A 22,825-nucleotide genomic window follows, 5' to 3' on the forward strand; every position below is an offset into this window, starting at 1 on the left:
ACCCGCCCGGTGTCGCCCCGCCCCTAGCGTCGGCTCCGGAGGTTCGTTCGTATGCCTGCATCGACACGACACCACAGGGCCCTCGCAGTGTTCGTACACTGCCTCGGCATTCTCGCCGCCATGCCGGCACCGTCCGCGGCGGCCGCGCCACCACCGGCGGTCGCGTCGACCCCGGAGCCGGCGATGCCGTCGGCGCCACCGGCGGTGCCCACCCCGACCCGGGCCGCCCCGCCGATGGCGAAACCGCCGGTCACGGTCGCGGTGCTGCCGGAGAGCACGCCGGCGCCGCGCTACCGGATCCAGGTCCGCAACAGCGGGGCCACCCCGGTGGACACCACGGTCCGGCAGGAGCTGCCGGCCGGGGCCTCGGCGACCGCCATCACCAACGGGGGCCGGGCCACCCGGAGCGCCGGGCACTCCACCACGGAGGTCACCTGGCAGCTGAAGCTGCCCGCCCGCAGCACCACCACCCTGGGCACGGCGCTCACCACCGCCGCCCCGGCCCGGCCGCTGACCGCCCCGGCCTGCGCCTTCGCCCGCGACGGCAACCGGCCGTACGACTGCGCGACGGCGACCTGGGCGGCGGGCGTGCCGGCCGCCGCGCCCGCCCGCGCCGAGGCACCACCGTGGCGACGTACGCCGGTGCTGCTGGCCGGGCTCGCCACGGTGACGGTGCTCGCGGTGGGTGGGGTGTGGACGTGGCGCCGACGCCGCCGACCGGTCGCCGCCGCCCTGACCAGAGAGGGGCCGGGGACGGTCTACCCGCGCCCGGCCACCCCGCGCCCGGAACAGCTGCGCCGCAAGCCGTCGGTCTGGCTGATCGTCCCGGTGGCCGCCGTGGTGCTCGCCGGCACGGTCGGCACCGCCGCCTGGACGGCCACCCGGCGGGTTTCCTCCGTCGACACCGACAGCCAGCCGACCAGCGGCGCGTGGATCGGCCAGGGGGTCAACGGCGCCATCGGCGAGGCGCTGCGCGAGTCGGCGTTCGAGTTCACCGTGTACCGCGTCGCGTGCGAACCCGGCACGGCGGCCCGGCGGTGCGAGGCCACGGTCGGGGTGCGCAACCTCACCCCGGAGAAGCAGAGCTGGCACGGCCGGCTGCAACGGGCGTACCTGCCCGACGGCAACTTCGTCAGCACCGACGAGCAGGCGACGCGCACGGCCAACCAGGGCCGGGACGTCTTCGCCCAACCGATGGCGGCCGGCAGCCGGACGGTGCTGCCGCTGGTCTTCACGGTCGACGGGAAGGCGCCGCCGCAGCAGCTGGAGCTGCGCAGCGGGGTGTTCTCCGCCGGGGTCCGGGTGGACGTGCCCTGACCGGGCGCCGGGCGGCGGTCGTACCCTGGGGTCCGTGACCGCCGCCCTCGCCCCGACCGCCGTGCTCGACGCGGCGTGCTGGCAGGCCCGGCGCCGGGCGCACGAGCAGCGGGTCGACGCCTGGGTCACCCCGCACCTGGCGCGCCGCCGCCGGGGCGGGAAGCACCCGGTGGAGGACTTCCTCTTCACCTACTACTCGCACCGTCCGGCCCAGTTGCGCCGCTGGCACCCCGGCGCCGGGGTGGTGCTGCGCGACGCGGACCCGGGCGATCTCGGCCGGGACTACCGGGCCACCGCCGCCGGGGCCACCCTCCACACCGAGGCCGTACGCGCGCGGCGCGCCGAGTCGCTCGGGTGGATCCGGGCGCTGCTGGCGGCGACAGCCGACCGACCGGCACACCTCGGCTGCTTCGGGATGCACGAGTGGGCCATGGTCTACCGGCAGACCCAGGAGGAGGTACGCCACAACGCCTGGCCCCTGCGGCTGAGCCCCGACGAGACGGCGGCCGTGGTCCGGGAACGGGGCGTGCGGTGCAGCCACTTCGACGCGTACCGGTTCTTCACCGCGCCCGCCCGGCCACTGAACCTGCTCACCCCGACGCGCGAGACGCAGCACGCGCACGAGCAGCCGGGTTGCCTGCACGCCAACATGGACCTCTACAAGTGGGCGTACAAGCTCTCCCCGCTGGTGCCGAGCGAACTGGTCGCGGACGCGTTCGAGCTGGCCCGGGAGATCCGCACGCTGGACATGCGGGCCTCCCCCTACGACCTCACCGCCCTCGGCTACGCCCCCGTGCTGGTGGAGACCGCCGAGGGGCGGCACGACTACGTACGGGCGCAGCGGTCGTTCGCGCAGCGCGCCGCGCCCCTGCGGGCGCGCCTGGTCGCCGAGTGCGACCGGCTCCTGTCGACCGCCGACGGGTGAGCGGGTCGGCCCGCCTCCGGGCCCGGCTCAGTCGCCGTCGACGCGGCGGTCGCGCTTGCGCTGTGACCGGCGCTTCTTCTCCGCCAGCCGGCGCTCCTTCGCGCCCCGCGACGGGCGGGTGGGCCGGCGGGGCGGGGGCGGCGGGGCGGCGGCCTCGCGCAGCAGCGCGGCCAGCCGTTCCCGGGCCGCCTCCCGGTTGGCCAACTGCGCCCGGTGCTCGCTGGCGGTGACGGTCAGCACGCCGTCGACCAGCCGGCCGGCGAGGCGCTCCAGGGCGCGCGCCCGCAGCGGCTCGGGCACGCCCGGCGAGGCCGCCAGGTCGTAGCTCAGCTCGACCCGCGAGTCGGTGGTGTTGACGCCCTGACCGCCGGGCCCCGACGACCGGGAGAAGCGTTCCCGCAGCTCGGCGGCGGGAACGCTCCACCGGTCGGTCACCCGCAGTCCGTCGTCCACCCCCCGAGGCTAACGCCCCTGCCGGACGCTCGGGGTCGCGGACGGGCTCGGGGTCTGCGCGGGCGGGGCGGGGTTGTCGTCGTCCGAGCCTGCGGCGGCGTACGCGACCGCCCCCACCAGCAGCAGGGCGATCACCCCGATCTTCGTGGTGGCCACCTTGATCAGCAGCCACGCGGCGCGCCGGGCGCCGGGCACGGTCTTCTTGGCGGTCTGGTAGTCGGCCCACCCGCGTCGTGCCCGGGCGTACGCCGACCCCACTCCGGTACCGATCAACAGGCCCACCAGCAGGAGGGCCACGATTCCAGGACGCTCCACCCACGCCAGTATCCATACTCAGCGTAATATTTCCATGGTCCGATCATTTCCCGCCGGGTATCTGACAGTTTTCACGTTCCCAGGCTGTCCCGAAGGGACGTACGCACAGCTCAGCCGCCCTTTCCGATGATCGTGTCGGCGGTCTGCTGCACCTGCTCGATGGGAATGGCGAAGCCGATGCCGATCGAGCCGTTGCCGTCGATCGTGGCGATGGCCGTGTTCACCCCGATCACCTCGCCGCGCGCGTTGACCAGCGGGCCGCCCGAGTTGCCCGGGTTGATCGAGGCGTCGGTCTGCACGGCGGTGTGCCGGTTGTCGCCGAGGCGCACCTGCCGGTCCAGGGCGCTGACGATGCCGGCGGTGACGGTGCCGGGCAACCCCAGCGGCGAACCGACCGCCAGCACCGGCTCCCCCACCTTGGTGGAGCCCGGCTTGGCCAGCGGCAGCGCCGCCAGGCCGGCCGACGGCGGCACCCGGAGCACGGCGAGGTCGCTGCGCGGCTCCCGCCCGACCACCTCGGCGGTGTACCGCCGCCCGTCGGGCAGCTCCACCGTCACCGCCCCGCCGCGCCCCTTGGCCAGGATGTGGTCGTTGGTGATGATGTGCTGCTGGTCGTCCACGGCGAAGCCGGAGCCGGTGGCCGAGGCGCCGCCGGACCCGCCCACGAGCACCGACACCACCCCCGGCACGGTCTTCCCGGCCGCGGTCACCAGCTCCGCCGGGACCGGGGCCGCCGAGGCCGCCGTCGGGCCCGGTGCGTCGTCACGGCCGGCCACGATGCCGCCGGCCACCGCGCCGGAGGCGGTCGACAGTGCCACCACCGCCAGCGCCGCCAGCACCCGCCCGCGCGGGCCGCGTCCCGCCGGGCCCCGGTCCGGGTCGGTCCCGCCCCACCGGGCCCGCCCGTCCGGATCCAGCTCCGGGGAGATGAACCAGGGGCCGCGCGGTTCGCCCAGCCCGGTCTGCACTGCCATGCGTACGCTCCTCACGTGTCCTTCTCGACGGTGGCCGTACGGTTCAGGGCAGCCGGGCGAACCAGCGCATCGAGCCGGCCGCGGCCCCCATGGCGAACACCAGCCCGAGGCCGATGAACCGGGCCGAGACGTCCTGTCGCTCGGTGCGGTAGCCGACCGAGGTGCCGATGTCGTCGTAGACGGCGCGCAGTTCGTCGCTGGTGCTGGCCTCGTGGAACCCGCCCCCGGTCTCCTCGGCCACCGCGCGCAGGGTCTGCCCGTCGACGGGCACCTGGATCGGCCGGCCGCCCCGGTCCACGGTGCCGCCGGGGGTGCCGAACGAGATGGTGTGCACCGGCACCTTCATGTCGATCGCCTCGGACGCCGCCTCCATCGGGTCCATGCCGGAGGTGTTCGCCCCGTCGGAGAGCAGGATGATCCGGGCCGGCGGCGGGTCCTTCGCCGCCTGGCTGTCGAAGCCCTTCACGGCGCCGAGCGAGGTGCTGATGGCCTCGCCGATGGCTGTGCCCTGCACCCCGGTGGCCCCCTCCACCAGCCGCTCGATCCCCTCGTGCAGGGCCTCCCGGTCGGTGCTCGGCGGCACCAGCACCGCCGCGCTGCCGGCGAACGCGACCAGCCCGACGTTGAACTCGTCCGGCAGGCCGTCGACGAAGCGCCGGGCGGACTCCTTGGCGGCGCTGAGCCGGTCCGGTTCCACGTCGCCGGCGAGCATCGAGGTGGAGACGTCGACGGCGACCATCACGGTGGCCCGTTCGCGGGGCACCCGCACCTCCGCCGTGGGCCGGGCGAAGCCGACCACCAGCAGCGCCAGCATGGCCAGGAAGAGCCCGGCGGGCACGTGCCGCCGCCAGGCCGGGCGGTGCGGCGCGACCCGGTCGAGCAGCCGCAGGTTGGTGAAGCGGACGGCGTACCGGCTGCGCCGGCGCTGCATCAGCAGGTATCCGACGGCCAGGGCGAGGACCCCCAGCAGGAGCCAGAGCCGGGCGGGCGACTGCCAGATCACGCCACACCTCCCCGGGCCGCCCGGGGAGGGGCCGCCGCGAGCCGCCGCTGGGTGTGCACGTGCCGCACGATGTCGGCGGCCCAGTCCCGGTCGGTACGCAGCGGCAGGTGCGTGGCCCCGCTGCGGCGCAGCGCCTGGCGTACCTGGTCGCGCTGGGCGGTCGCGGCGGCGGCGTAGCGCTCGCGCAGCGCGCGGTCGCCGGTCCAGAGTTCGCGCCGCCGCCCGGTCTCCGGGTCGACCAGGGTGACCAGGCCGACGTCGGGCAGCTCCAGCTCCCGGGGGTCCGTGATCTCCACGGCGAGCACCTGGTGGCGCGCGGCGAGGCGGCGCAGGGCGGTCTCCCAGGGCGGCGCCTCCCGGGGGTCGTCGGGCAGCCCGTCGAGGAAGTCCGAGACCACGACGACGAGGCCGCGGCGCAGCGCCGCCCGGTGCACGCCGGCCAGCCCGTCGGCCAGGTCGGGGCCGGGCGGCGCCGGGTCGTCGCCGTCCTGGCCGCCGACGCGTGGCGGCGGGTCGTGGTCGCCGACGCGCGGGGCGGTCAGCAGGGCCCGGAGCAGGCCGAGCAGGTGGGTACGCCCGCTGCGGGGCGGGAACCGGCGCAGCCCGTCCCGGCTGAGCACCTGCGCGCCGAGGCGGTTGCCCACGCCTCCGGTGAGGAAGCCGACCGCCGCGACGGCCGCCACGGCCAGCTCCCGCTTGTCGAGTTCGGCGGTGCCGTACTCCATGCTGGGGCTCGCGTCGATCAGCAGCCAGGTGGTGAGTTCCCGGTCGGCGTCGACCTCCCGTACGTGCGGGACCGTGGTGCGGGCGGTCACCGCCCAGTCCATCCGGCGCACCTCGTCCTCACCGGGCCGGTACTCCCGGCTGCCGGCGGTCTCGCTGCCCGGCCCGGGCAGCAGGCCCCGGTACCGGCCCTGCAACAGCCCGTCGAGCCGGCGCGTGACGCTCAGTTCCAGCCGGCGCAGGCGCCGGTCCGCGGTGAGCTCGGCCAGTCCCGGGTCGGCCGGCACGACCGCCGGCGCGGTGGTTCCGCGCCACCTCATGCCGCCGCCAGGTCGGCAGCCGCGTGTTCCGGGTGCCCGGTGGCGACGCGGGGCGGCGGTACGGCCTCCACCAGCCGCCGGACCACCGCCTCGGCGGCCACCCCGTCGGCGACCGCGTCGAAGGAGAGCACCAGCCGGTGGGCGAGCACGTCGACGGCCAGTTCACGCACGTCCTCGGGCAGCACGTACTCGCGACCGCGCAGCAGCGCCTGGGCCCGCGCGGCGCGGACCAGGCCGAGGGTGGCCCGGGGGCTGGCCCCGTACGCGAGCAGCGGGGCGATCTCGGGGAGCCCGAACCGGCCGGGGTCGCGGGTGGCGAGGATCAGCCGGACCACGTACTCGGCGATCGCGTGGTGCACGAAGACGTGGGCGGCGCGGGCCTGGAGTTCCCGCAGGCGCTGCGGGTCGAGCACCTGTCGGGCGGTGGGCCGGTCGGCGCTCATGCGGTACAGGATGGCGAGTTCGTCGACGTCGCTCGGATAGTCGACGACGACCTTCATCAGGAACCGGTCGCGCTGCGCCTCCGGCAGTTGGTAGACGCCCTCGGACTCGATCGGGTTCTGGGTGGCCAGCACCAGGAACGGCTCGGGCACGGGATAGCTGTGCCCGCCGATCGAGACCTGCCGTTCGGCCATCGCCTCCAGCAGGGCGGACTGCACCTTCGCCGGGGCCCGGTTGATCTCGTCGGCGAGCACCAGGTTCGCCATGATCGGGCCCAGCTCGATGTCGAAGTCCTCCCGCGACGCCCGGTAGATCCTGGTGCCGACGATGTCGGAGGGGACCAGGTCGGGTGTGAACTGGATCCGGGAGAAGGTGCCGCCCACCACCGTGGCCAGGGTCTGCGCGGCGAGCGTCTTGGCGACCCCGGGCACGCCCTCCAGGAGGCAGTGCCCGTCCGCGACGAGGGCGGTGAGCAGGCGCTCGACGAGCCGATCCTGCCCGACGATCACGCGTTTGACCTCGAAGAGGGTCTGTTCCAGGTCGGCCGGGGTCGCATCGGGATCGACCGGGCTGGGCACGCTGGCCAGGGTGTCCGAGATGTCCGTCACGGTGCTTGCTTCCCGTGCCGGCCGCCGCACAAACGTCGGAATATCGGCGCCGGGGTGGCCCTTAGCGACCCGAACCGGGACAACCCTCCCGCCGGCCCCCGACCCTGCGTCGATCATGCAGTTGTGGCGCCCCGCACAGGGCGCGATCCGGGGCACAACCCCACCACGCCCGCATGTTCGACCCGCGAGGGGAGGGCGCGGGCGGCGGGTGCGGCGGCGCCGGCCCCCGCGCGTGGTGGGGGCCGGCGGCGTCAGCAGGTGCTCAGTTGGCGATGACCAGGTGGAACGGCCGGTCGGCGGCGCCTCCCGTCGAGTTGCGCGTCTGGACGTAGACCGCGTTCGGCGTCTGGAGCCGCGGCGCGACGGAGACCTCGCCTCCCGGGGGCACGTTGTACGGGTCGGTGGTGCCGATGGTCGCCACGAACGTCTTCAGCGAGACGTCGTAGTTGAACAGGACCTGGTACTGACCGGGGCCGTACCGGGTGGCGGAGACCACCTCGGGCGAGCCACGGAGCAGGATGCCGCCGCTGGTGACGACGGCGGAGGCGACGGAGCCCGGCGTACTCGCCTGCGCGGACGGGCCCTGCGCCAGCGCGGCCTTGGCCGCGCGGGCCTCGGCGGGGGTCACGGCTGGCTGGCTGCCGGAGCCCGGCTGGCGGGCGGCCGACTGGGCGCTCCCGGCGGGCGCCTGCGCCGCTGGCTGGGCGACGGCGATCCCGCCCCCGGCCAGGGTGAGCGCCAACGCGGCGAACGCCACCGTCACCGCCTTGCGTCGGAAGAGTGTGGTCATGACAGGGTCTCCCTCTTGTTGACCGTGCGGATTCGACCTGCCCACCGATCGGGGGGCGGTCGACTTCCAATTCTTGAGCGGAGAGAATGAGCGGCAACCGCCTGGAGTCCACACCTCAGGCCGCACCCTAGATGTTGCCATCTCAACATTTTCCACCGGGCCTGAGCTGGGATTACTACTCAGAGTTCCGGCCTCTCAACCCACTGGAACGTAGCACCGCAAAAAGTCCGACGTCAATAGTTGATCACGCCCCGTTAATGGTCTGAACCGGTGTCGACGAATTGCGAAAAGTGAGCGCTCGACCATTCACGAATGGCGGCGCGGGGCCGGTCGGGCCCCGGGGTGGCGCGCTGTCGCCGACCGTGGCCGAGGGCCGGGGGCGCTACCCTCCAACGGTGATCATCGGGGCCGCACGGCCGGACACGGGCCGCCGGGCCACCGGGCTGCTGACCGCGCTCTGCTGGGCCGCCGTCGCGCCCGGGGTCGCCTGGACGGCGGTACGACTGGGCGGCCTCGACCGGGGGCCGCTGGTGCAGCTGCTCGCCTTCACCCCGTACGCCGCCGCCGGGAGCCTGCTGCCGCTGCTGCTCGCGCTCGCCCTGCGGCGCCGCCGGCCCGCGGTGGTCGCGGCGCTGGTCGCGGCGGCCCTGGTGGCCGTGGTGGCGCCCCGGGCACTGCCGTCTGGCCAGCCGCCGGTCACCGGCCCGACGGTGCGGCTGCTGACCGCCAACCTGCTCGCCGGGGCCGGCGACGCGCGGGCGTTGGTCGACCTGGTCCGGGAGCACCGCGTCGACGTGCTCACCGTGCAGGAGTTCACCCCGGAGGCCGGTGCGGAGCTGGACCGGCTCGGCCTGGACCGGCTGCTGCCCCACCGGCGGCTCGACCCGGCCCCGGGCACCGTGGGCTCCGGGCTCTACGCGCGGTTCCCGATCGGCGCGGACGGCGTCCGGCACAACCGCGGCGGCTGGGGCTTCGACCAGTCCCACGGCACGGTGGCGGTGCCCGGTGCGCCCGCGGTACGGGTCGAGTCGGCGCACCCGTCGGCCCCGTACGCCGTGGACCAGGTCGGCCACTGGCACGCCGACCTGGCGGCGCAGCCGCCCGCCACGCCGGACGGGCCGCTGCGGATCCTCGCCGGAGACTTCAACGCCACCCTCGACCACGCCCCGCTGCGTGCCCTCTTGGACACCGGCTACGTCGACGCCGCCGACCAGGCCGGCGCGGGCCTGATCGGCACCTGGGGCCCGTACGACGGGGACCTGATCCCGCCGGTGACCATCGACCACGTGCTGGTCGACCGGCGGATCGCCGTGCGGGCGGTCTCCGTGCACCGGGTACCCGGCAGCGACCACCGCGCCGTGCTGGCCGAACTGCGCCTGCCGGCCGGGTGACGGCTCAGACCCGGGCGCGGTCCAGGCCGTAGGTGAGCGCGTCGACGAGGGCGTGCCAGGACGCCTCGACGACGTTGGGGTGCACGCCGACGGTGGTCCAGTCGCGTCCGCCGCCGTCGGCCGTCTCCAGCAGCACCCGGGTCACCGCGCCGGTGCCGTGGGTGCCCTCCAGGATCCGCACCTTGTAGTCGGCCAGCTCGAAGTCACGCAGCTGCGGGTAGTGCCGCGTCAGCCCCGCCCGCAGCGCCTCGTCCAGGGCGTTGACCGGACCGTTGCCCTCGGCGGTGGCGATGACCCGCTCCCCGCGTACGCGGATCTTGACGGTCGCCTCGGAGACCACCGAGCCGTCCTCCCGGTGCTCGACCAGCACCCGGTACGACTCGAGCGTGAACGGGGTGGCCGGGGCGGTGTCCAGCTCCGAGCGGACCAGCAGCTCGAACGACGCGTCCGCCGCCTCGAACGACCACCCGCCGGCCTCCAGCTCCTTGACCCGCCGGGTGACCCGGGACAGCGCCTCCGGATGGCCGGCCAGGTCCAGGCCGAGTTCGCGGCTCTTGAGCTCGACGCTGGCCCGGCCGGCCATCTCGGTGACGAGGATCCGCATGTCGTTGCCCACCACCTGCGGGTCGACGTGGTTGTAGAGCAGCGGATCCACCTTGATCGCACTCGCGTGCAGCCCCGCCTTGTGGGCGAAGGCCGCGGCCCCGACGTACGCCTGGTGGGTGTCGGGGGCGATGTTGGCGATCTCGGCGATGGCGTGGGAGACCCGCACCATCTGTTCCAGGCAGCCCTCCGGTAGGACGGGCAGCCCGAGCTTGAGCTGGAGGTTGGCGACCACGGCGAAGATGTCGGCGTTGCCGGGACGCTCGCCGTAGCCGTTGGCGGTGCCCTGGAAGTGACGCACCCCCGCCTCCACGGCGGCGACGGTGTTGGCCACCGCGCAGGCCGTGTCGTTCTGGCAGTGGATGCCGAGCAGCTCCGGGCCGACGCCCAGCCGCGCGGTCAGGTCGGCGATGGCGGCGGTGACCTGGGAGGGCAGCATGCCGCCGTTGGTGTCGCAGAGCACCACCCGCTCGGCGCCGGCGGCGAGGGCGGTCTCCACGACGGCGGCCGTGTACGCCGGGTCGGACCGGTAGCCGTCGAAGAAGTGCTCGCCGTCGACGAATACCCGCCGCCCCTCGGCCACCAGGTGCGCCACGGTGTCGCGGATCATCGCCAGGTTCTCGGCCGCCGTGGTGCGCAGCGCCCGCTCGACGTGCCGCAGGTCCGCCTTGGCGACCAGGGCGATCGCCGGCGTCTGCGCGTCCAGCAGGCCGCGCACCTGCGGGTCCTCGCCGACGGGCACGCCGGCCCGCCGGGTGGCCCCGAACGCGACCAGCAACGCGTGCCGCAGGTCGAGTTCGGTACGCGCCCGGCGGAAGAACTCGGTGTCCTTCGGCACGGCGCCCGGCCAGCCACCCTCGATGAAGCCGACCCCGAACTCGTCGAGCAGCCGGGCCACCGCGAGCTTGTCGACCACCGAGTAGCTGAGCCCCTCACGCTGGGCGCCGTCGCGCAGCGTGGTGTCGTACACCTGGAACGTCATCAGGGAATCCTTTCGGGGAGCAACAAAAAGACCCCCCGCGGATGCGGGAGGTCTGCGCGCTCGGCGGAGGGGGAGGCCGGCGCGCTAGGTGCGAATAATCAGGTGGGTGCTGGTCACGATCGCCACTCTGCCACGGGGCGGCGGATCTGGGAGACACAATCCACATCGCGGGACGGTGACGGAGGGTTCCGATACCGCATGGGCGGCCGATGCGGCGGCCCGCACCACCGCCGGTGATCGACTTCACAAGTCACCTGGCCGCCCTCCGGCGGAAACGGGACTGCGGAAGAATCTGGAACCGATCAAGTTACCGGCCTCGTGCCGCTGTCAAGGAGGACCTGTGCTCACTGTCGGTGACCGCTTCCCCGAGTACGAACTCACCGCCTGCGTGTCGCTGGACGCCGAGAAGGCGTTCGAGTCGATCGACCACAAGTCGCACGAGGGGAAGTGGCGCGTCGTCTTCTTCTGGCCGAAGGACTTCACCTTCGTCTGCCCGACCGAGATCGCGGAGTTCGGCCGGCTGAACGAGGAGTTCGCCGACCGGGACGCCCAGGTCCTCGGCGTGTCGGTGGACAACGAGTTCGTCCACTACGCGTGGCGCAAGGACCACCCGGACCTGCGCGAGCTGCCGTTCCCGATGCTCAGCGACGTCAAGCGCGAGCTGACCGCCGCCTGCGGCGTGCTCGGCGAGGACGGCGTGGCCCAGCGGGCCACCTTCATCGTCGACCCGAACAACGAGATCCAGTTCGTCATGGTGACCGCCGGCTCGGTCGGCCGCAACGTCTCCGAGGTGCTGCGGGTGCTCGACGCCCTCCAGACCGACGAGCTCTGCCCGTGCAACTGGAACAAGGGCGGCGAGACCCTGGACGCCACCAAGCTCCTCGCTGGCGCCGGGGCCTGACCATGGGCCTGGACGCGATCAAGGCGGCTCTGCCGGAGTACGCCAAGGACATCAAGCTCAACCTCGGCTCGACCATCGCCACCAGCACGCTGAAGCCGGAGCAGGCGTGGGGCACCGCCCTGGCCTGCGCCGTCGCGGCGCGCAACCCGGTGGTGCTGCGGGAGATCGCCGCCGAGGCGGCCGACCACCTGAAGCCGGAGGCCGTCGAGGCGGCCAAGGGCGCCGCCACGATCATGGCGATGAACAACGTCTACTACCGGGCCAAGCACCTGATCGGCGACGAGCAGTACCAGTCGATCCCGGCGCGGCTGCGGATGCAGATCATCGCCAAGCCGGGCGTCGACAAGGCCGACTTCGAGCTCTGGTGCCTGGCGGTCTCGGCGATCACCGGCTGCGGGGTGTGCCTGGAGTCGCACGAGAAGACCCTGCGCAACGCGGGCTTCAGCCGCGAGCAGGTGCACGAGGGACTGCGCATCGCCGCCGTCGTGCACGCCGCCGCGGTCACCCTGGACGCCCAGGCCGCGCTCGCCTGACGCGTACGCCCGGTGGGCCGGTGCCGCGGTCGCGGTGCCGGCCCACCGTCGTCTCCGGAGTCGCCGGGGCCCCGGCGGCGGAGTCATCGGACCCGGGTGTCGGTGCGGGTCGGCCCCGGCGTCGGTGCGGTCGGCCCCGGCGCACCGGCCGCGCGGCCGTCGTTTCCGGTGCCGACCACCCGGGTAGCTCATCGTGCAGAGACGAGCACCGGACCGGCGAGACGACTGGCGACAGTCGGGGCAGGAGTTGTCAGATGGACAGGCTCGACCCGCACAGCACCCACGGCAGCCCGGACCCGCTGCGCGACGGCGGCCAGGGTGCGTTCGCCGGCGGCGCCCCGGCCGGCACGTTCGACCCGTGGCGCTACCGGGACACCGCGAGGGTCGCCGACGCCGACCTGGTCGGCTACAAGGTCGAGGCCACCGACGGCGGCATCGGCCGGATCGACAGCGCCAGCCACGAGGTCAACGACAGTTACCTGGTGGTGGACACCGGGCCGTGGATCTTCGGCCGGAAGGTGATGATCCCGGCCGGCACCGTCAACCACGTCGACCACGACGAGCGCAAGGTGCACGTCGACCGGAGCAGGGACCAGATCAAGGCCGCCCCGGAGTACGACGAGACCGCCGACACCGACCCCACCTACCGCGACCGGCTCGGCGGCTACTACGACGAGACGTACTCGGCCATCCCGCCCGGCACCGCCCGCTAGCCACCACCCGCGCGCGACGGCCTCCCGTGGAGCACGGGAGGCCGTCACCGTGTCGGCGTGGCCTTCACGCCGGGCGTGCCGGTGGCCGGTGGTCACCGGACCGTGCGCGGCCCGGGGGCGCTCAGAGGATGCGACGGACCCAGCCGTACGGGTCCTCGGACCTGCCCCGCTGGAGGTCGACGAGCTGCTGACGCAGGGCCGTCGTGACCGGGCCGGACTCGCCGCCGCCGATCAGGAACTCACCGTCGGGGAAGCGCACCTGCCCGATCGGGGTGATGACCGCGGCGGTGCCGCAGGCGAACACCTCGCGGAGCCGGCCGCTCGCGGCGTCCGCCTGCCAGTCGGCGAAGCTCACGGGCCGCTCCTCGACCCGGTGCCCGGCCCCGGCGGCCAGCGTGAGCACCGACTCCCGGGTGATGCCGGGCAGGATCGTGCCGGTCAGCGGCGGGGTGACCACGGTGCCGTCGTCGTAGACGAAGAACACGTTCATGCCACCCAGCTCGTCGACGTAGCGGCGCTCGACCGCGTCCAGGAAGACCACCTGGTCGCAGCCGTGCTCGATCGCCTCGGCCTGGGCCACCAGCGAGGAGGCGTAGTTGCCGCCGCACTTCGCCGCGCCGGTGCCGCCCGGGGCGGCCCGCGTGTAGTCCGGGGAGACCCAGACCGCCACCGGCTGCACCCCGCCCGAGAAGTACGCGCCGACCGGCGAGGCGATCACCACGTAGAGGTACTCGTTGGCCGGCCGGACGCCGAGGAACACCTCACTGGCGAACATGAACGGCCGCAGGTAGAGGCTGCCGTCCTCGCCCTCGGGGATCCAGTCCCGGTCGATCTCCACGAGCCGGCGCAGCGAGTCGACGAACACCTCCTCGGGCAGCACCGGCATCGCCATGCGCCGGGCCGAGGTGGCGAACCGGGCGGCGTTGGCTTCCGGGCGGAACATGGTGACCCCGCCGTCGGCCGTCCGGTAGGCCTTCAGCCCTTCGAAGATCTCCTGCGCGTAGTGCAGCACCGCGGCGGCCGGGTCCATGGGGATCGGCGCCCGCGCCTCGACCCGGGCGTCGTACCAGCCCTTGCCCTCGGCGTGACGGATCGTGATCATGTGGTCGCTGAATACCCGGCCGAAACCCGGGTTGGCCAGCAGCGCGGCCCGGTCCGCGACGGATACCGGCGCGGGATTCGGACGGGTCTCGAACTCGAGCTTGTCACCACCGCTCATCGCGCTGACCTCCCTGGGAATTACGGCACACGGATCCGCCTGCCGAGAAACTGGTGCGAGAAACTTACCCCGAACGGTCGTTCAGCGGGTAGCACGCCCAGGGCGTACCGGCGGCTGCGGACAGTGACCGCCGCCGGGCCGGATGCGGCCGGGCGGCGGTTCGGACCCTCGGGTGGGGCGGCGGCTCAGGCGGTGGCGTACCCGGCCAGCCGGTCGCCGACCTCCTCGGTGCGCAGTGGGGCGCCCGGGGTGCGGCCGGCCAGCTCGGCGCCCACCGCCGCGGTGACCCGCTCGGCGGCGTCGGCGTGCCCGAGCTGGTCGAGCAGCAGGGCCGCCGAGAGTACGGCCGCCACCGGGTCGGCCACGCCGCGCCCGGCGATGTCCGGCGCCGAGCCGTGTACCGGCTCGAACATCGAGGGGTACGTGCCCTCGGGGTTGATGCAGCCGCTGGCCGCCAGCCCGATCCCGCCGGTGACGGCTGCGGCGATGTCGGTGAGGATGTCGCCGAACAGGTTGTCGGTGACCACGACGTCGTAGCGCTGGGGCTGGGTGACCAGGAACATCGCGGCGGCGTCGACGTGCTGGTACTCCGTGGCCACGTCGGGGTGCTCGGCGGCCACGGCCTCGAAGGCGCGCGCCCACAACGAGCCGGCGTGGGTGAGCACGTTGGTCTTGTGCACGAGGGTGACCTTGCGCCGCTCCCGGCGCGCGGCGCGGGCGAAGGCGTCGCGGATGACCCGCTCCACGCCGTGCCGCGTGTTCAGGCTCTCCTCGGTCGCGACCTCAGCCGGGGTGTCCCGGTGCAGCGTGCCACCGGCGCCGGCGTAGAGGCCCTCGGTGCCCTCGCGGACCACCACCAGGTCGACCTCGCCGGGCTTGACGGTCGCCAGCGGCCCGCTGACGCCGGGCCAGAGCCGCGACGGGCGCAGGTTGACGTACTGGTCGAAGGCGAAGCGCAGCTTGAGCAGCAGCCCCCGCTCCAGCACCCCCGGCGGCACGGTCGGGTCGCCCACGGCGCCGAGCAGGATCGCGTCGTGCCCGGCCAGCTCGGTCAGCACCGAGTCGGGCAGCACCTCGCCGGTGCGGTGCCAGCGGGCGGCGCCGAGGTCGTACTCGGTGGCCTCCACCACCCCCGGCAGCACAGCGTCGATGACCTTGCGGGCCTGCGCGACCACCTCGGGTCCGATCCCGTCCCCGGCCACCACCGCGATCCGTGCCACGTCTCTGTGCTCCCTCATCTCGCCGTTTCGTCCGACCGTACGCCGACGTCCCGTCTCCCGGTACGCACCTTCCAGGATGCGGGAACTCGGATACACAGGATCCTCCCAGGTGGCATTCATGGCAGGGTCATCTCCGCTGCCTAGCGTGATGACGAGCGGGTCGACGGGGGCCCGTGACGGAGGACGCGGAGACGCGGCCGGCGTCAGCGAGGGGGCAGCGTCATGCGGATCGACCAGCAGCCACGGGTCCGCTGGGTGGACCAGTCGGCCTTCCAGCCGCGCCGGCCGGACCTGCGGCTGGGTGCCCGCAGCCACCGCGTGGACCGGCCCGGCCCGGTGGGCGGGAGCCGGATCGCCGTCCAGCACTCCGTACGGACCTCGACGGCGGACTACTCGCTGCTGCTCAACGCCCCCGAGTGGCTGGGCCGGCGCGCCGTCGGGGAGGCGCTGCGCGACGCGGTGGCGGAGCTACGGGCCATCGACCTCACGTACGGCCCGACCCGGCCGGAGAGCCTGGTATCCCGACTGCGCCGGGGCGAGATCAGCCCCGACTCGTACCCGCCGCTGGCCGACCTGGTGGGCCGCTGCGCGGCGATGCGGGCCGCCACCGACGGCTGGTTCGACGCCTGGGCGGTCCCCGGCGGCTTCGACCCCGGCGGCCTGCTGATCGGGTGGGCGGTGGAGCGGGCCGCCGCCCGGCTACGCGCCGCCGGCGTCCACGACTACGCCGTGCTCAGCGGCGCCGACCTGGTCGTACGCGGACACGCCGCGCACGGCGGCCCGTGGCGGGTGGCGGTGCACCACCCGACCGACCAGCACCGGGCGCCGCTCGTGCTGGAGATGACGGCGGGCGCCGTCGGCACCTCGGGGGTGAGCGGGCGGCAGGGACACGTGGTGGACCCGCACACCGGGGAGCCCGCCGAGCAGCTGGTCGCTGCGACGGTCGTCGGGCCGGACCTCGCCGTCGCCGACGCCTACGCCACCGCGCTCTACGCCGCCGGGCCGGCCGGGCTGGCCTGGTTCCGCAACGGGTCGGACTACCGCGCGCTCTTCGCCCCCCGCCGCTGAACCACCCTGGCTGAACACCGGCGCTGAGCCATCCCCGCGCCACCGGGGGCCGCCACCGACCGCGCCCCGCCGCTGGGCGGGCCACCTCCAGGGCAGGCCGCACCGTGGGGAGGCCTGGAACACCAGAGGCAGGGGCGGGCTGGAGGCGCGATCGGCCCCCACGGTCTCGGCAACGACCGTGAGGGCCGGTCAGCGACGAGTGCGCGTGGCTTGCGCAATCGAGGGGTGCGGGCCGGCCGGACGGACGTCGACCTCGCCACCCGAAGACGGGCCCACGCCGCGAGCTCGGCCAGTGACCGCACCGATACGCTAGCGAATCGACGCAACTCAACGCAAGGGTCTCCACAGCGGACCGTCGCTACTGGAGTTTGCGGGCGCGACAGCGGGGCGATTTCGACGCGACGGACGGCGGATGGCACGCTGTCCGCCGTGAGTTTCGATCTGAGCGTGTGGGCCCTGGCGGACGGGGCGACACCCGAGGACGTGCGGGCGGCGGTGCTGCGGTGCCGGCAGGGGCAGCACGTCGACCGGTACCCGGACCCGCGGGTGGTGGCGTTCTACCGGGCCATCACCAGCAGCTACCCGGACCGGCCGGCCGGCCCGGGGAGCCCCTGGGCGGTGGCGCCGCTGCACGCGGCCCACGACCACGTCGAGCTGAACCTGCACCCGACGTGCGAGGACCAGGTGCTGCTCGACATCGAGCGGCTGGCCGGCGCATACGACCTGATGCTCTTCGACGCGCAGGACGGCTCGGTCTATCCGCCCCCGGCGCGGCTGCCCGGCTGACCACTGCCCGAGTACGACGAGGGGCCCGGCGGATCCGCCGGGCCCCCGCTGCCGTGCGCTCAGGTCACTCGTCGCGCAGGTCCGCCGCGCTGGCCGCGACCGCGCCGATCGAGTCCGCCGCCGAGGTGAGCAGGTCGGCGCCGAGCGCCTGGTCGACGGTGAGGGTCATCAGGGTCTCACCACCGGCCTCGCGGCGGGCCACCTGCATGGCCGCGATGTTGACGCCGGCCTCGCCGAGCAGCGTGCCGACCGTGCCGACCACGCCGGGGCGGTCGACGTAGCGCAGGAAGACCAGGATGCCCTCCGCGCCGATCTCGACGTCGAAGCCGTCGACCTCGGTGAGCTTGAGCACGTCGCGGGCGCCGGCGGTGGTCACCGTGCCGGAGACGCTGACCGTACGGCCGTCGGGCAGCGCGCCGCGGACGGTGACCAGGTTCGGGTGCTCGACCGTGTCGGTCTGGGAGAAGAGGGTGACCTCGACGCCGCGCTCGGCGGCCAGGTGCGGGGCGTTGACGTAGGTGACCTGCTCCTCGACCACCGAGCTGAACAGCCCCTTGGTGGCGGCGAGCTTCAGCACCGACACGTCGTGGTTGACGATCTCGCCGCGCACCTCGACGGTGACGCTGGCGGCGACCCCGCCCGCGACGGCGGTGAAGGCCCGGCCGAGCTTCTCGGCCAGCGGCAGCAGCGGCCGCACGTCCTCGGCGACGACGCCGCCGGCCTGCACGTTCACGGCGTCCGGCACGAACTCGCCCTGCAACGCCAGCTTCACGCTCCTGGCCACGGCCAGGCCGGCCTTGTCCTGCGCCTCGCCGGTGGAGGCGCCCAGGTGCGGGGTGGCGACCACGTTGTCGAAGGCGAACAGCGGCGAGGAGGTGCAGGGCTCCTTGGCGTAGACGTCCACGCCCGCGCCGGCGACCCGGCCCTCGGCGATCGCGTCGGCCAGGGCCTGCTCGTCGACCAGCCCGCCCCGGGCCGCGTTGACGATCCGGACGCCCGGCTTGACGACGGCCAGCTCCTTCTCACCGATCAGGCCGACGGTCTCCGGCGTCTTCGGCAGGTGGATCGAGATGAAGTCGCTCTCCCGCAGCAGCTCCTCCAGGCCCACCAGGCGTACGCCGAGCTGGGCCGCGCGGGCCGGCTGGATGTAGGGGTCGTACGCGATCAGCCGGGTGCCGAAGGCGGCGATCCGCTGGGCGAAGAGCACGCCGATGCGGCCGAGGCCGACCACGCCGACGGTCTTGCCCTGGATCTCGACGCCGGTGTACTTGGACCGCTTCCACTCCCCCGCCTTCAGCGCGGCGCTGGCGCTGGCGGTGTTGCGGGCCACGGCCAGCAGCAGCGCGAGGGCCTGCTCGGCGGCGGAGACGATGTTCGAGGTGGGGGCGTTGACGACCATGACGCCACGCGCCGTGGCCGCCGGCACCTCGACGTTGTCCAGACCCACGCCCGCCCGGGCGACGACCTTCAGCCGCGGCGCGGCGGCGATCGCCTCGGCGTCGATCTGGGTGGCGCTGCGCACGATGACGGCGTCGGCCTCGGAGAGCGCCGAGAGCAGGGCCGGTCGGTCGGTGCCGTCGACGTGGCGGACGTCGAAGTCGTGGGCGAGCACCTCGATGGCGGCGGGGGCGAGTTCTTCGGCGATCAGTACGACAGGAGTCATTGGTCCTCGGGTTGTCGTCGAAAGCGGTGGGCCGGGCTGCGGGACGCCGCGCTGCGCCCTGCGCTGATCCGGGCCATGGCCGTCAGGTGCCGGCTACGCACCTACCCGCGATCGTAGGGGGCGGGTAGGCCGGCAGGTCCCGGACTGCGGGGTGAGTGCCCTCACAACGGGTGACGACCCGCAAGTGAACGGCACGAGACGGAGCGCCCGGGCCACCTGGGCTGGGCCGACGCGGCGGGCGCTGGTGCGGACAGGGGGCGGCCCGGTCCGGGCGCCGGGGAGAGCGCCGGGGCCGGGCCGCCGGGGTGTCGCGTCAGGCGGTCTCGGTGATCGGCCGGTCGACCCAGCTCATCATGCCGCGCAGCTTGCGACCGGTCTCCTCGATCGGGTGCTCCGCGCCCTCGGCCTGCCACCTGCTGAAGTTGGGCCGGCCGGCCTCGTCCTCGGCCACCCACTCCCGGGCGAACTCGCCGGACTGGACCTCGCTGAGGATCTTGCGCATCTCCTCCTTGACCCGGGCGTCGATGACGCGCGGGCCACGGGAGAGGTCGCCGTACTCGGCGGTGTCGGAGATGCTGTAGCGCATCTTCGCGATGCCGCCCTCGTACATGAGGTCGACGATCAGCTTCAGCTCGTGCAGGCACTCGAAGTAGGCCACCTCGGGGGCGTAGCCCGCCTCGGTGAGCACCTCGAAGCCGGTCTGCACGAGCGCCGCCGCGCCGCCGCAGAGCACCGCCTGCTCGCCGAAGAGGTCGGTCTCGGTCTCCTCGGTGAAGGTGGTCCTGATGGCGCCGGCCCGGGTGCCGCCGATGCCCTTGGCGTACGACAGGGCCAGGGCGAGGGCGTTGCCGCTGGCGTCCTGTTCGACGGCCACCAGGCAGGGCACGCCCTTGCCGTCGGCGTACTGGCGGCGGACCAGGTGGCCCGGCCCCTTCGGCGCGACCATCGCCACGTCGACCTCGGCCGGCGGCTTGATCAGACCGTAGCGGATGTTGAAGCCGTGGCCGAAGAAGAGCGCCTTGCCGGGGGCCAGGTTCGGCGCGATCGACTCGGCGTAGATGCGGCGCTGGGCGGTGTCCGGCGCGAGGATCATGATGACGTCGGCCTCGGCCGACGCCTCGGCCGGCGTGAGCACCCGCAGGCCCTGCTCCTCGGCCTTGGCCCGGCTCTTGGAGCCCTCCGGCAGACCGACCACCACGTCGACTCCGGAGTCGCGCAGCGACAGCGCGTGGGCGTGGCCCTGGCTGCCGTACCCGATCACCGCGACCTTGCGGCCCTGGATCAGGCCCAGGTCGGCATCGTCGTCGTAGTACACCTCAACGCTCATGATTTCCCTTTCGTACGGCGGCCCGGGCGGCCCGTCGTGGATTCCGTGCGGTGTCGGTCCCGGGCGGCGCACGGCACCGGCCGGGTCGGGTGGGTCCCGGCCGGCGCGGATGCCGGCCGGGTCGGTGTCAGGCGGCCCGCAGCGAGGGCCCGGCGGTGATGGAGCGCGAGCCGCGCCCGATCGCCACCAGCCCCGACTGGACCATCTCCTTGATCCCGAACGGTTCGAGGTCGCGCAGCAGCGCGTCGAGCTTGTCCGGGGTTCCGGTGGCCTCGACGGTCAGCGTGTCCGGAGCCACGTCGACCACCCGGGCCCGGAACAGGTTGACCGTCTCCAGCACCTGGGCCCGGGCCGCGCGGTCGGCGCGCACCTTGACCAGCAGCAGTTCCCGGGCGACCGAGACCTGCGGGTCCAGCTCGACGATCTTGAGCACGTTGACCAGCTTGTTGAGCTGCTTGGTGACCTGCTCAAGCGGGGACGACTCGGCGTTGACCACGATGGTGATCCGCGACACGTCCGGGTTCTCGGTCTCGCCGACGGCGAGGCTGTCGATGTTGAAGCCGCGCCGGGAGAACAGGCCGGAGACCCGGGCCAGGACGCCCGGCTTGTTCTCCACCAGGACGCTGAGGGTGTGCATGGTCATCAGATGTCATCCTCGTCGAAGGCCGGGCGGACGCCCCGGGCGAACATGATCTCGTCGTTGCTGGTGCCGGCGGCGACCATCGGCCACACCATGGCGTCCTTGCCGACCACGAAGTCGATGACCACGGGGGCGTCGTCGATGGCCATCGCGGCGGCGATGGTCTTGTCGACGTCCTCGGCGTTCTCGCAGCGCAGCCCCACGCAGCCGAGCGCCTCGGCGAGCTTCACGAAGTCGGGGATGCGGTGCTTGTGGGTACCGAGGTCGGTGTTGGAGTAGCGCTCCCCGTAGAACAGGGTCTGCCACTGCCGCACCATGCCGAGGTTGCCGTTGTTGATCAGGGCGATCTTGACCGGGATGCCCTCCAGCGCGCAGGTGGCCAGCTCCTGGTTGGTCATCTGGAAGCAGCCGTCGCCGTCGACCGCCCACACCACCGTGTCCGGCTTGCCGACCTTGGCGCCCATCGCCGCCGGCACCGCGTAGCCCATGGTGCCGAGGCCGCCGGAGTTCAGCCAGGTGTACGGCTTCTCGTAGGAGATGAACTGCGAGGCCCACATCTGGTGCTGGCCGACGCCCGCCACGTAGATCGCGTCCGAGCCGACCAGCTCGCCGAGCCGCTTGATCACGTACTGCGGGGAGAGGGTGCCGTCGACCGGGTCGTCGTAGCCCAGCGGGTACCGCTTGCGCAGGTCGTCGAGCTGGGTCCACCAGTCGGCGAGGTCGGCGCGCCGGCCGGCCGCCTGCTCGTTGCCGACCGCGGCGATCAGCTCCTCGATGACGTGCCGGGCGTCGCCGACGATCGGGACGTCCGCGTGCCGGTTCTTGCCGATCTCGGCCGGGTCGATGTCAGCGTGCACCACCGCCGCGTCGGGGGCGAACGAGTCCAGCTTGCCGGTCACCCGGTCGTCGAAGCGGGCGCCCAGGGCCACGATCAGGTCGGCCTTCTGCAGGCCGTAGACCGCCGAGACCGTGCCGTGCATGCCGGGCATGCCCAGGTGCTGCGGGTGCGAGTCGGGGAACGCGCCGAGCGCCATCAGCGTCGTGACCACCGGGATCCCGGTCAGCTCGGCCAGCCGGCGCAGCCCCTCCGTGGCACCGGCCTTCAGCACGCCGCCGCCGACGTAGAGCACCGGACGCCGCGCGCCGGACATCAGCCGGGCCGCCTCCCGGATCTGCTTGCCGTGCGGGTGCAGGGTCGGGCGGTAGCCCGGCAGGTCCAGCGTCGGCGGCCAGGTGAAGGTGGTCTCCGCCTGGAGGACGTCCTTGGGGATGTCGACCAGGACCGGGCCGGGCCGGCCGGTGGCGGCCAGGTGGAACGCCTCGGCCAGCACCCGGGGGATCTCCCCGGCCTCCTGCACCAGGAAGTTGTGCTTGGTGATCGGCAGGGTGATGCCCTGGATGTCCGCCTCCTGGAAGGCGTCCGTGCCGATCGAGGGCCGCGCGACCTGACCGGTGATCGCCACGATCGGCACCGAGTCCATGTACGCGTCGGCGATCGGGGTGACCAGGTTCGTCGCGCCGGGACCGGAGGTGGCCATGCAGACCCCCACCCGGCCGGTCGCCTGGGCGTAGCCCGTCGCCGCGTGCCCGGCGCCCTGCTCGTGGCGGACCAGGATGTGCCGGACGGTGGAGTCGTAGAGCGGGTCGTACGCCGGCAGGATGGCGCCGCCCGGGATGCCGAAGACGACGTCGACGCCGAGCGCCTCGAGGGAGCGCACGAGGGAGCCGGCACCGCTGACCTGGGCCGGGGCGGGGGCGTGTACCCCCGGGACGGCCTGGGTGGCCGCGGCGCGGGCGGTGCCGGCGTGCTCGGCGTCGCTCGCGGGCTCGGCGACCGGGCGGGCCCGCCGGGCGGAGTGGGCGAGTGTCTCTGGCGTGGGTCTCGTCATGGCGGTTCAGGCCTTCGGCTG

At 73.8% G+C, this 22,825-nt stretch carries 22 protein-coding genes; 8 read left to right on the top strand and 14 right to left on the bottom strand.

Annotated elements, in window-relative coordinates:
• Window positions 1-51: 51 nt before the first annotated feature.
• Both ACGFIR_RS11830 and ACGFIR_RS11835 read left to right on the top strand, forming a co-directional pair.
• On the top strand, window positions 52-1,317 hold the full coding sequence (locus tag ACGFIR_RS11830) for a hypothetical protein (RefSeq protein WP_393144586.1): 1,266 nt from the start codon (window positions 52-54) through the stop codon (window positions 1,315-1,317).
• Between the two features lie 34 nt (window positions 1,318-1,351).
• Complete coding sequence (locus ACGFIR_RS11835) at window positions 1,352-2,242, top strand: 3-methyladenine DNA glycosylase (protein WP_393004504.1); 891 nt, start codon at window positions 1,352-1,354, stop codon at window positions 2,240-2,242.
• Between the two features lie 27 nt (window positions 2,243-2,269).
• Here ACGFIR_RS11835 and arfB read toward each other — a convergent pair whose 3' ends face one another.
• The 7 genes from arfB to ACGFIR_RS11870 all read right to left on the bottom strand — a co-directional run bounded on the left by arfB (window position 2,270) and on the right by ACGFIR_RS11870 (window position 7,869).
• Window positions 2,270-2,695 (bottom strand): alternative ribosome rescue aminoacyl-tRNA hydrolase ArfB, encoded by a 426-nt coding sequence (arfB, locus tag ACGFIR_RS11840; protein ID WP_393004506.1) that lies wholly within the window; start codon window positions 2,693-2,695, stop codon window positions 2,270-2,272.
• 9 nt (window positions 2,696-2,704) lie between these two features.
• The gene (locus ACGFIR_RS11845; protein ID WP_393004508.1) at window positions 2,705-3,010 is read right to left on the bottom strand and encodes a hypothetical protein; all 306 of its coding nucleotides are present in this window, start codon (window positions 3,008-3,010) and stop codon (window positions 2,705-2,707) included.
• Between the two features lie 110 nt (window positions 3,011-3,120).
• Window positions 3,121-3,984, bottom strand: coding sequence for a S1C family serine protease (locus tag ACGFIR_RS11850; RefSeq protein WP_393004510.1), 864 nt, complete (start codon window positions 3,982-3,984; stop codon window positions 3,121-3,123).
• Between the two features lie 43 nt (window positions 3,985-4,027).
• The gene (locus tag ACGFIR_RS11855) at window positions 4,028-4,987 is read right to left on the bottom strand and encodes a VWA domain-containing protein (RefSeq protein WP_393004512.1); all 960 of its coding nucleotides are present in this window, start codon (window positions 4,985-4,987) and stop codon (window positions 4,028-4,030) included.
• Window positions 4,984-5,997 carry a DUF58 domain-containing protein gene (locus tag ACGFIR_RS11860; protein ID WP_393144756.1) on the bottom strand — a complete coding sequence of 338 codons (1,014 nt, stop codon included), beginning with the start codon at window positions 5,995-5,997 and terminating at the stop codon, window positions 4,984-4,986. Before ACGFIR_RS11860 ends, ACGFIR_RS11855 begins: the two co-directional genes overlap by 4 nt.
• 29 nt (window positions 5,998-6,026) lie before the next feature.
• Entirely contained in the window at window positions 6,027-7,079 is a 1,053-nt protein-coding gene (locus ACGFIR_RS11865) for an AAA family ATPase (RefSeq protein WP_393004514.1), read from the bottom strand.
• 262 nt (window positions 7,080-7,341) lie between these two features.
• Window positions 7,342-7,869: a hypothetical protein gene (locus ACGFIR_RS11870; protein WP_393004516.1), complete on the bottom strand. Its 528-nt coding sequence runs from the start codon at window positions 7,867-7,869 to the stop codon at window positions 7,342-7,344.
• 446 nt (window positions 7,870-8,315) lie between these two features.
• Between ACGFIR_RS11870 and ACGFIR_RS11875 the strand changes: the two genes are divergently transcribed.
• Entirely contained in the window at window positions 8,316-9,260 is a 945-nt protein-coding gene (locus ACGFIR_RS11875; RefSeq protein ID WP_393004732.1) for an endonuclease/exonuclease/phosphatase family protein, read from the top strand.
• Window positions 9,261-9,264: 4 nt separating this feature from the next.
• On the opposite strand, the gene cimA is transcribed toward ACGFIR_RS11875, so the two are convergent.
• Window positions 9,265-10,845, bottom strand: coding sequence for a citramalate synthase (gene cimA / locus ACGFIR_RS11880; protein WP_393004518.1), 1,581 nt, complete (start codon window positions 10,843-10,845; stop codon window positions 9,265-9,267).
• A gap of 340 nt (window positions 10,846-11,185) precedes the next feature.
• On the opposite strand from cimA, the gene ACGFIR_RS11885 reads away from it, so the two are divergent.
• The 3 genes from ACGFIR_RS11885 to ACGFIR_RS11895 all read left to right on the top strand — a co-directional run bounded on the left by ACGFIR_RS11885 (window position 11,186) and on the right by ACGFIR_RS11895 (window position 12,992).
• A complete protein-coding gene (locus ACGFIR_RS11885) occupies window positions 11,186-11,746 on the top strand; it encodes a peroxiredoxin (protein ID WP_393004520.1) in 561 nt (186 codons plus the stop codon).
• 2 nt (window positions 11,747-11,748) lie between these two features.
• Window positions 11,749-12,279: a carboxymuconolactone decarboxylase family protein gene (locus ACGFIR_RS11890; protein ID WP_393004522.1), complete on the top strand. Its 531-nt coding sequence runs from the start codon at window positions 11,749-11,751 to the stop codon at window positions 12,277-12,279.
• 254 nt (window positions 12,280-12,533) lie between these two features.
• Window positions 12,534-12,992 carry a PRC-barrel domain-containing protein gene (locus ACGFIR_RS11895; protein ID WP_393004524.1) on the top strand — a complete coding sequence of 153 codons (459 nt, stop codon included), beginning with the start codon at window positions 12,534-12,536 and terminating at the stop codon, window positions 12,990-12,992.
• Window positions 12,993-13,113: 121 nt separating this feature from the next.
• On the opposite strand, the gene ACGFIR_RS11900 is transcribed toward ACGFIR_RS11895, so the two are convergent.
• The gene (locus ACGFIR_RS11900) at window positions 13,114-14,211 is read right to left on the bottom strand and encodes a branched-chain amino acid aminotransferase (protein ID WP_393144588.1); all 1,098 of its coding nucleotides are present in this window, start codon (window positions 14,209-14,211) and stop codon (window positions 13,114-13,116) included.
• Window positions 14,212-14,396: 185 nt separating this feature from the next.
• A complete protein-coding gene (locus ACGFIR_RS11905) occupies window positions 14,397-15,431 on the bottom strand; it encodes a 3-isopropylmalate dehydrogenase (RefSeq protein WP_393144590.1) in 1,035 nt (344 codons plus the stop codon).
• A 222-nt stretch (window positions 15,432-15,653) separates the two neighbouring features.
• On the opposite strand from ACGFIR_RS11905, the gene ACGFIR_RS11910 reads away from it, so the two are divergent.
• Both ACGFIR_RS11910 and ACGFIR_RS11915 read left to right on the top strand, forming a co-directional pair.
• On the top strand, window positions 15,654-16,499 hold the full coding sequence (locus tag ACGFIR_RS11910; protein WP_393004530.1) for an FAD:protein FMN transferase: 846 nt from the start codon (window positions 15,654-15,656) through the stop codon (window positions 16,497-16,499).
• A 429-nt stretch (window positions 16,500-16,928) separates the two neighbouring features.
• Complete coding sequence (locus ACGFIR_RS11915) at window positions 16,929-17,285, top strand: hypothetical protein (RefSeq protein ID WP_393004532.1); 357 nt, start codon at window positions 16,929-16,931, stop codon at window positions 17,283-17,285.
• A gap of 64 nt (window positions 17,286-17,349) precedes the next feature.
• Here ACGFIR_RS11915 and serA read toward each other — a convergent pair whose 3' ends face one another.
• The 4 genes from serA to ACGFIR_RS11935 form a co-directional block, all read right to left on the bottom strand.
• Window positions 17,350-18,948 (bottom strand): phosphoglycerate dehydrogenase, encoded by a 1,599-nt coding sequence (serA, locus tag ACGFIR_RS11920; RefSeq protein ID WP_393004534.1) that lies wholly within the window; start codon window positions 18,946-18,948, stop codon window positions 17,350-17,352.
• Window positions 18,949-19,261: 313 nt separating this feature from the next.
• Window positions 19,262-20,275, bottom strand: coding sequence for a ketol-acid reductoisomerase (gene ilvC / locus ACGFIR_RS11925; protein ID WP_393144592.1), 1,014 nt, complete (start codon window positions 20,273-20,275; stop codon window positions 19,262-19,264).
• A gap of 127 nt (window positions 20,276-20,402) precedes the next feature.
• Entirely contained in the window at window positions 20,403-20,918 is a 516-nt protein-coding gene (ilvN, locus tag ACGFIR_RS11930; RefSeq protein WP_393004538.1) for an acetolactate synthase small subunit, read from the bottom strand.
• Window positions 20,918-22,804, bottom strand: a complete 1,887-nt coding sequence (locus tag ACGFIR_RS11935; protein WP_393004540.1) for an acetolactate synthase large subunit — start codon at window positions 22,802-22,804, stop codon at window positions 20,918-20,920. Before ACGFIR_RS11935 ends, ilvN begins: the two co-directional genes overlap by 1 nt.
• Window positions 22,805-22,825: the final 21 nt, after the last annotated feature.

The sequence above is a fragment of the Micromonospora sp. NPDC049051 genome (genome assembly GCF_043197575.1).
GTDB lineage: Bacteria > Actinomycetota > Actinomycetes > Mycobacteriales > Micromonosporaceae > Micromonospora.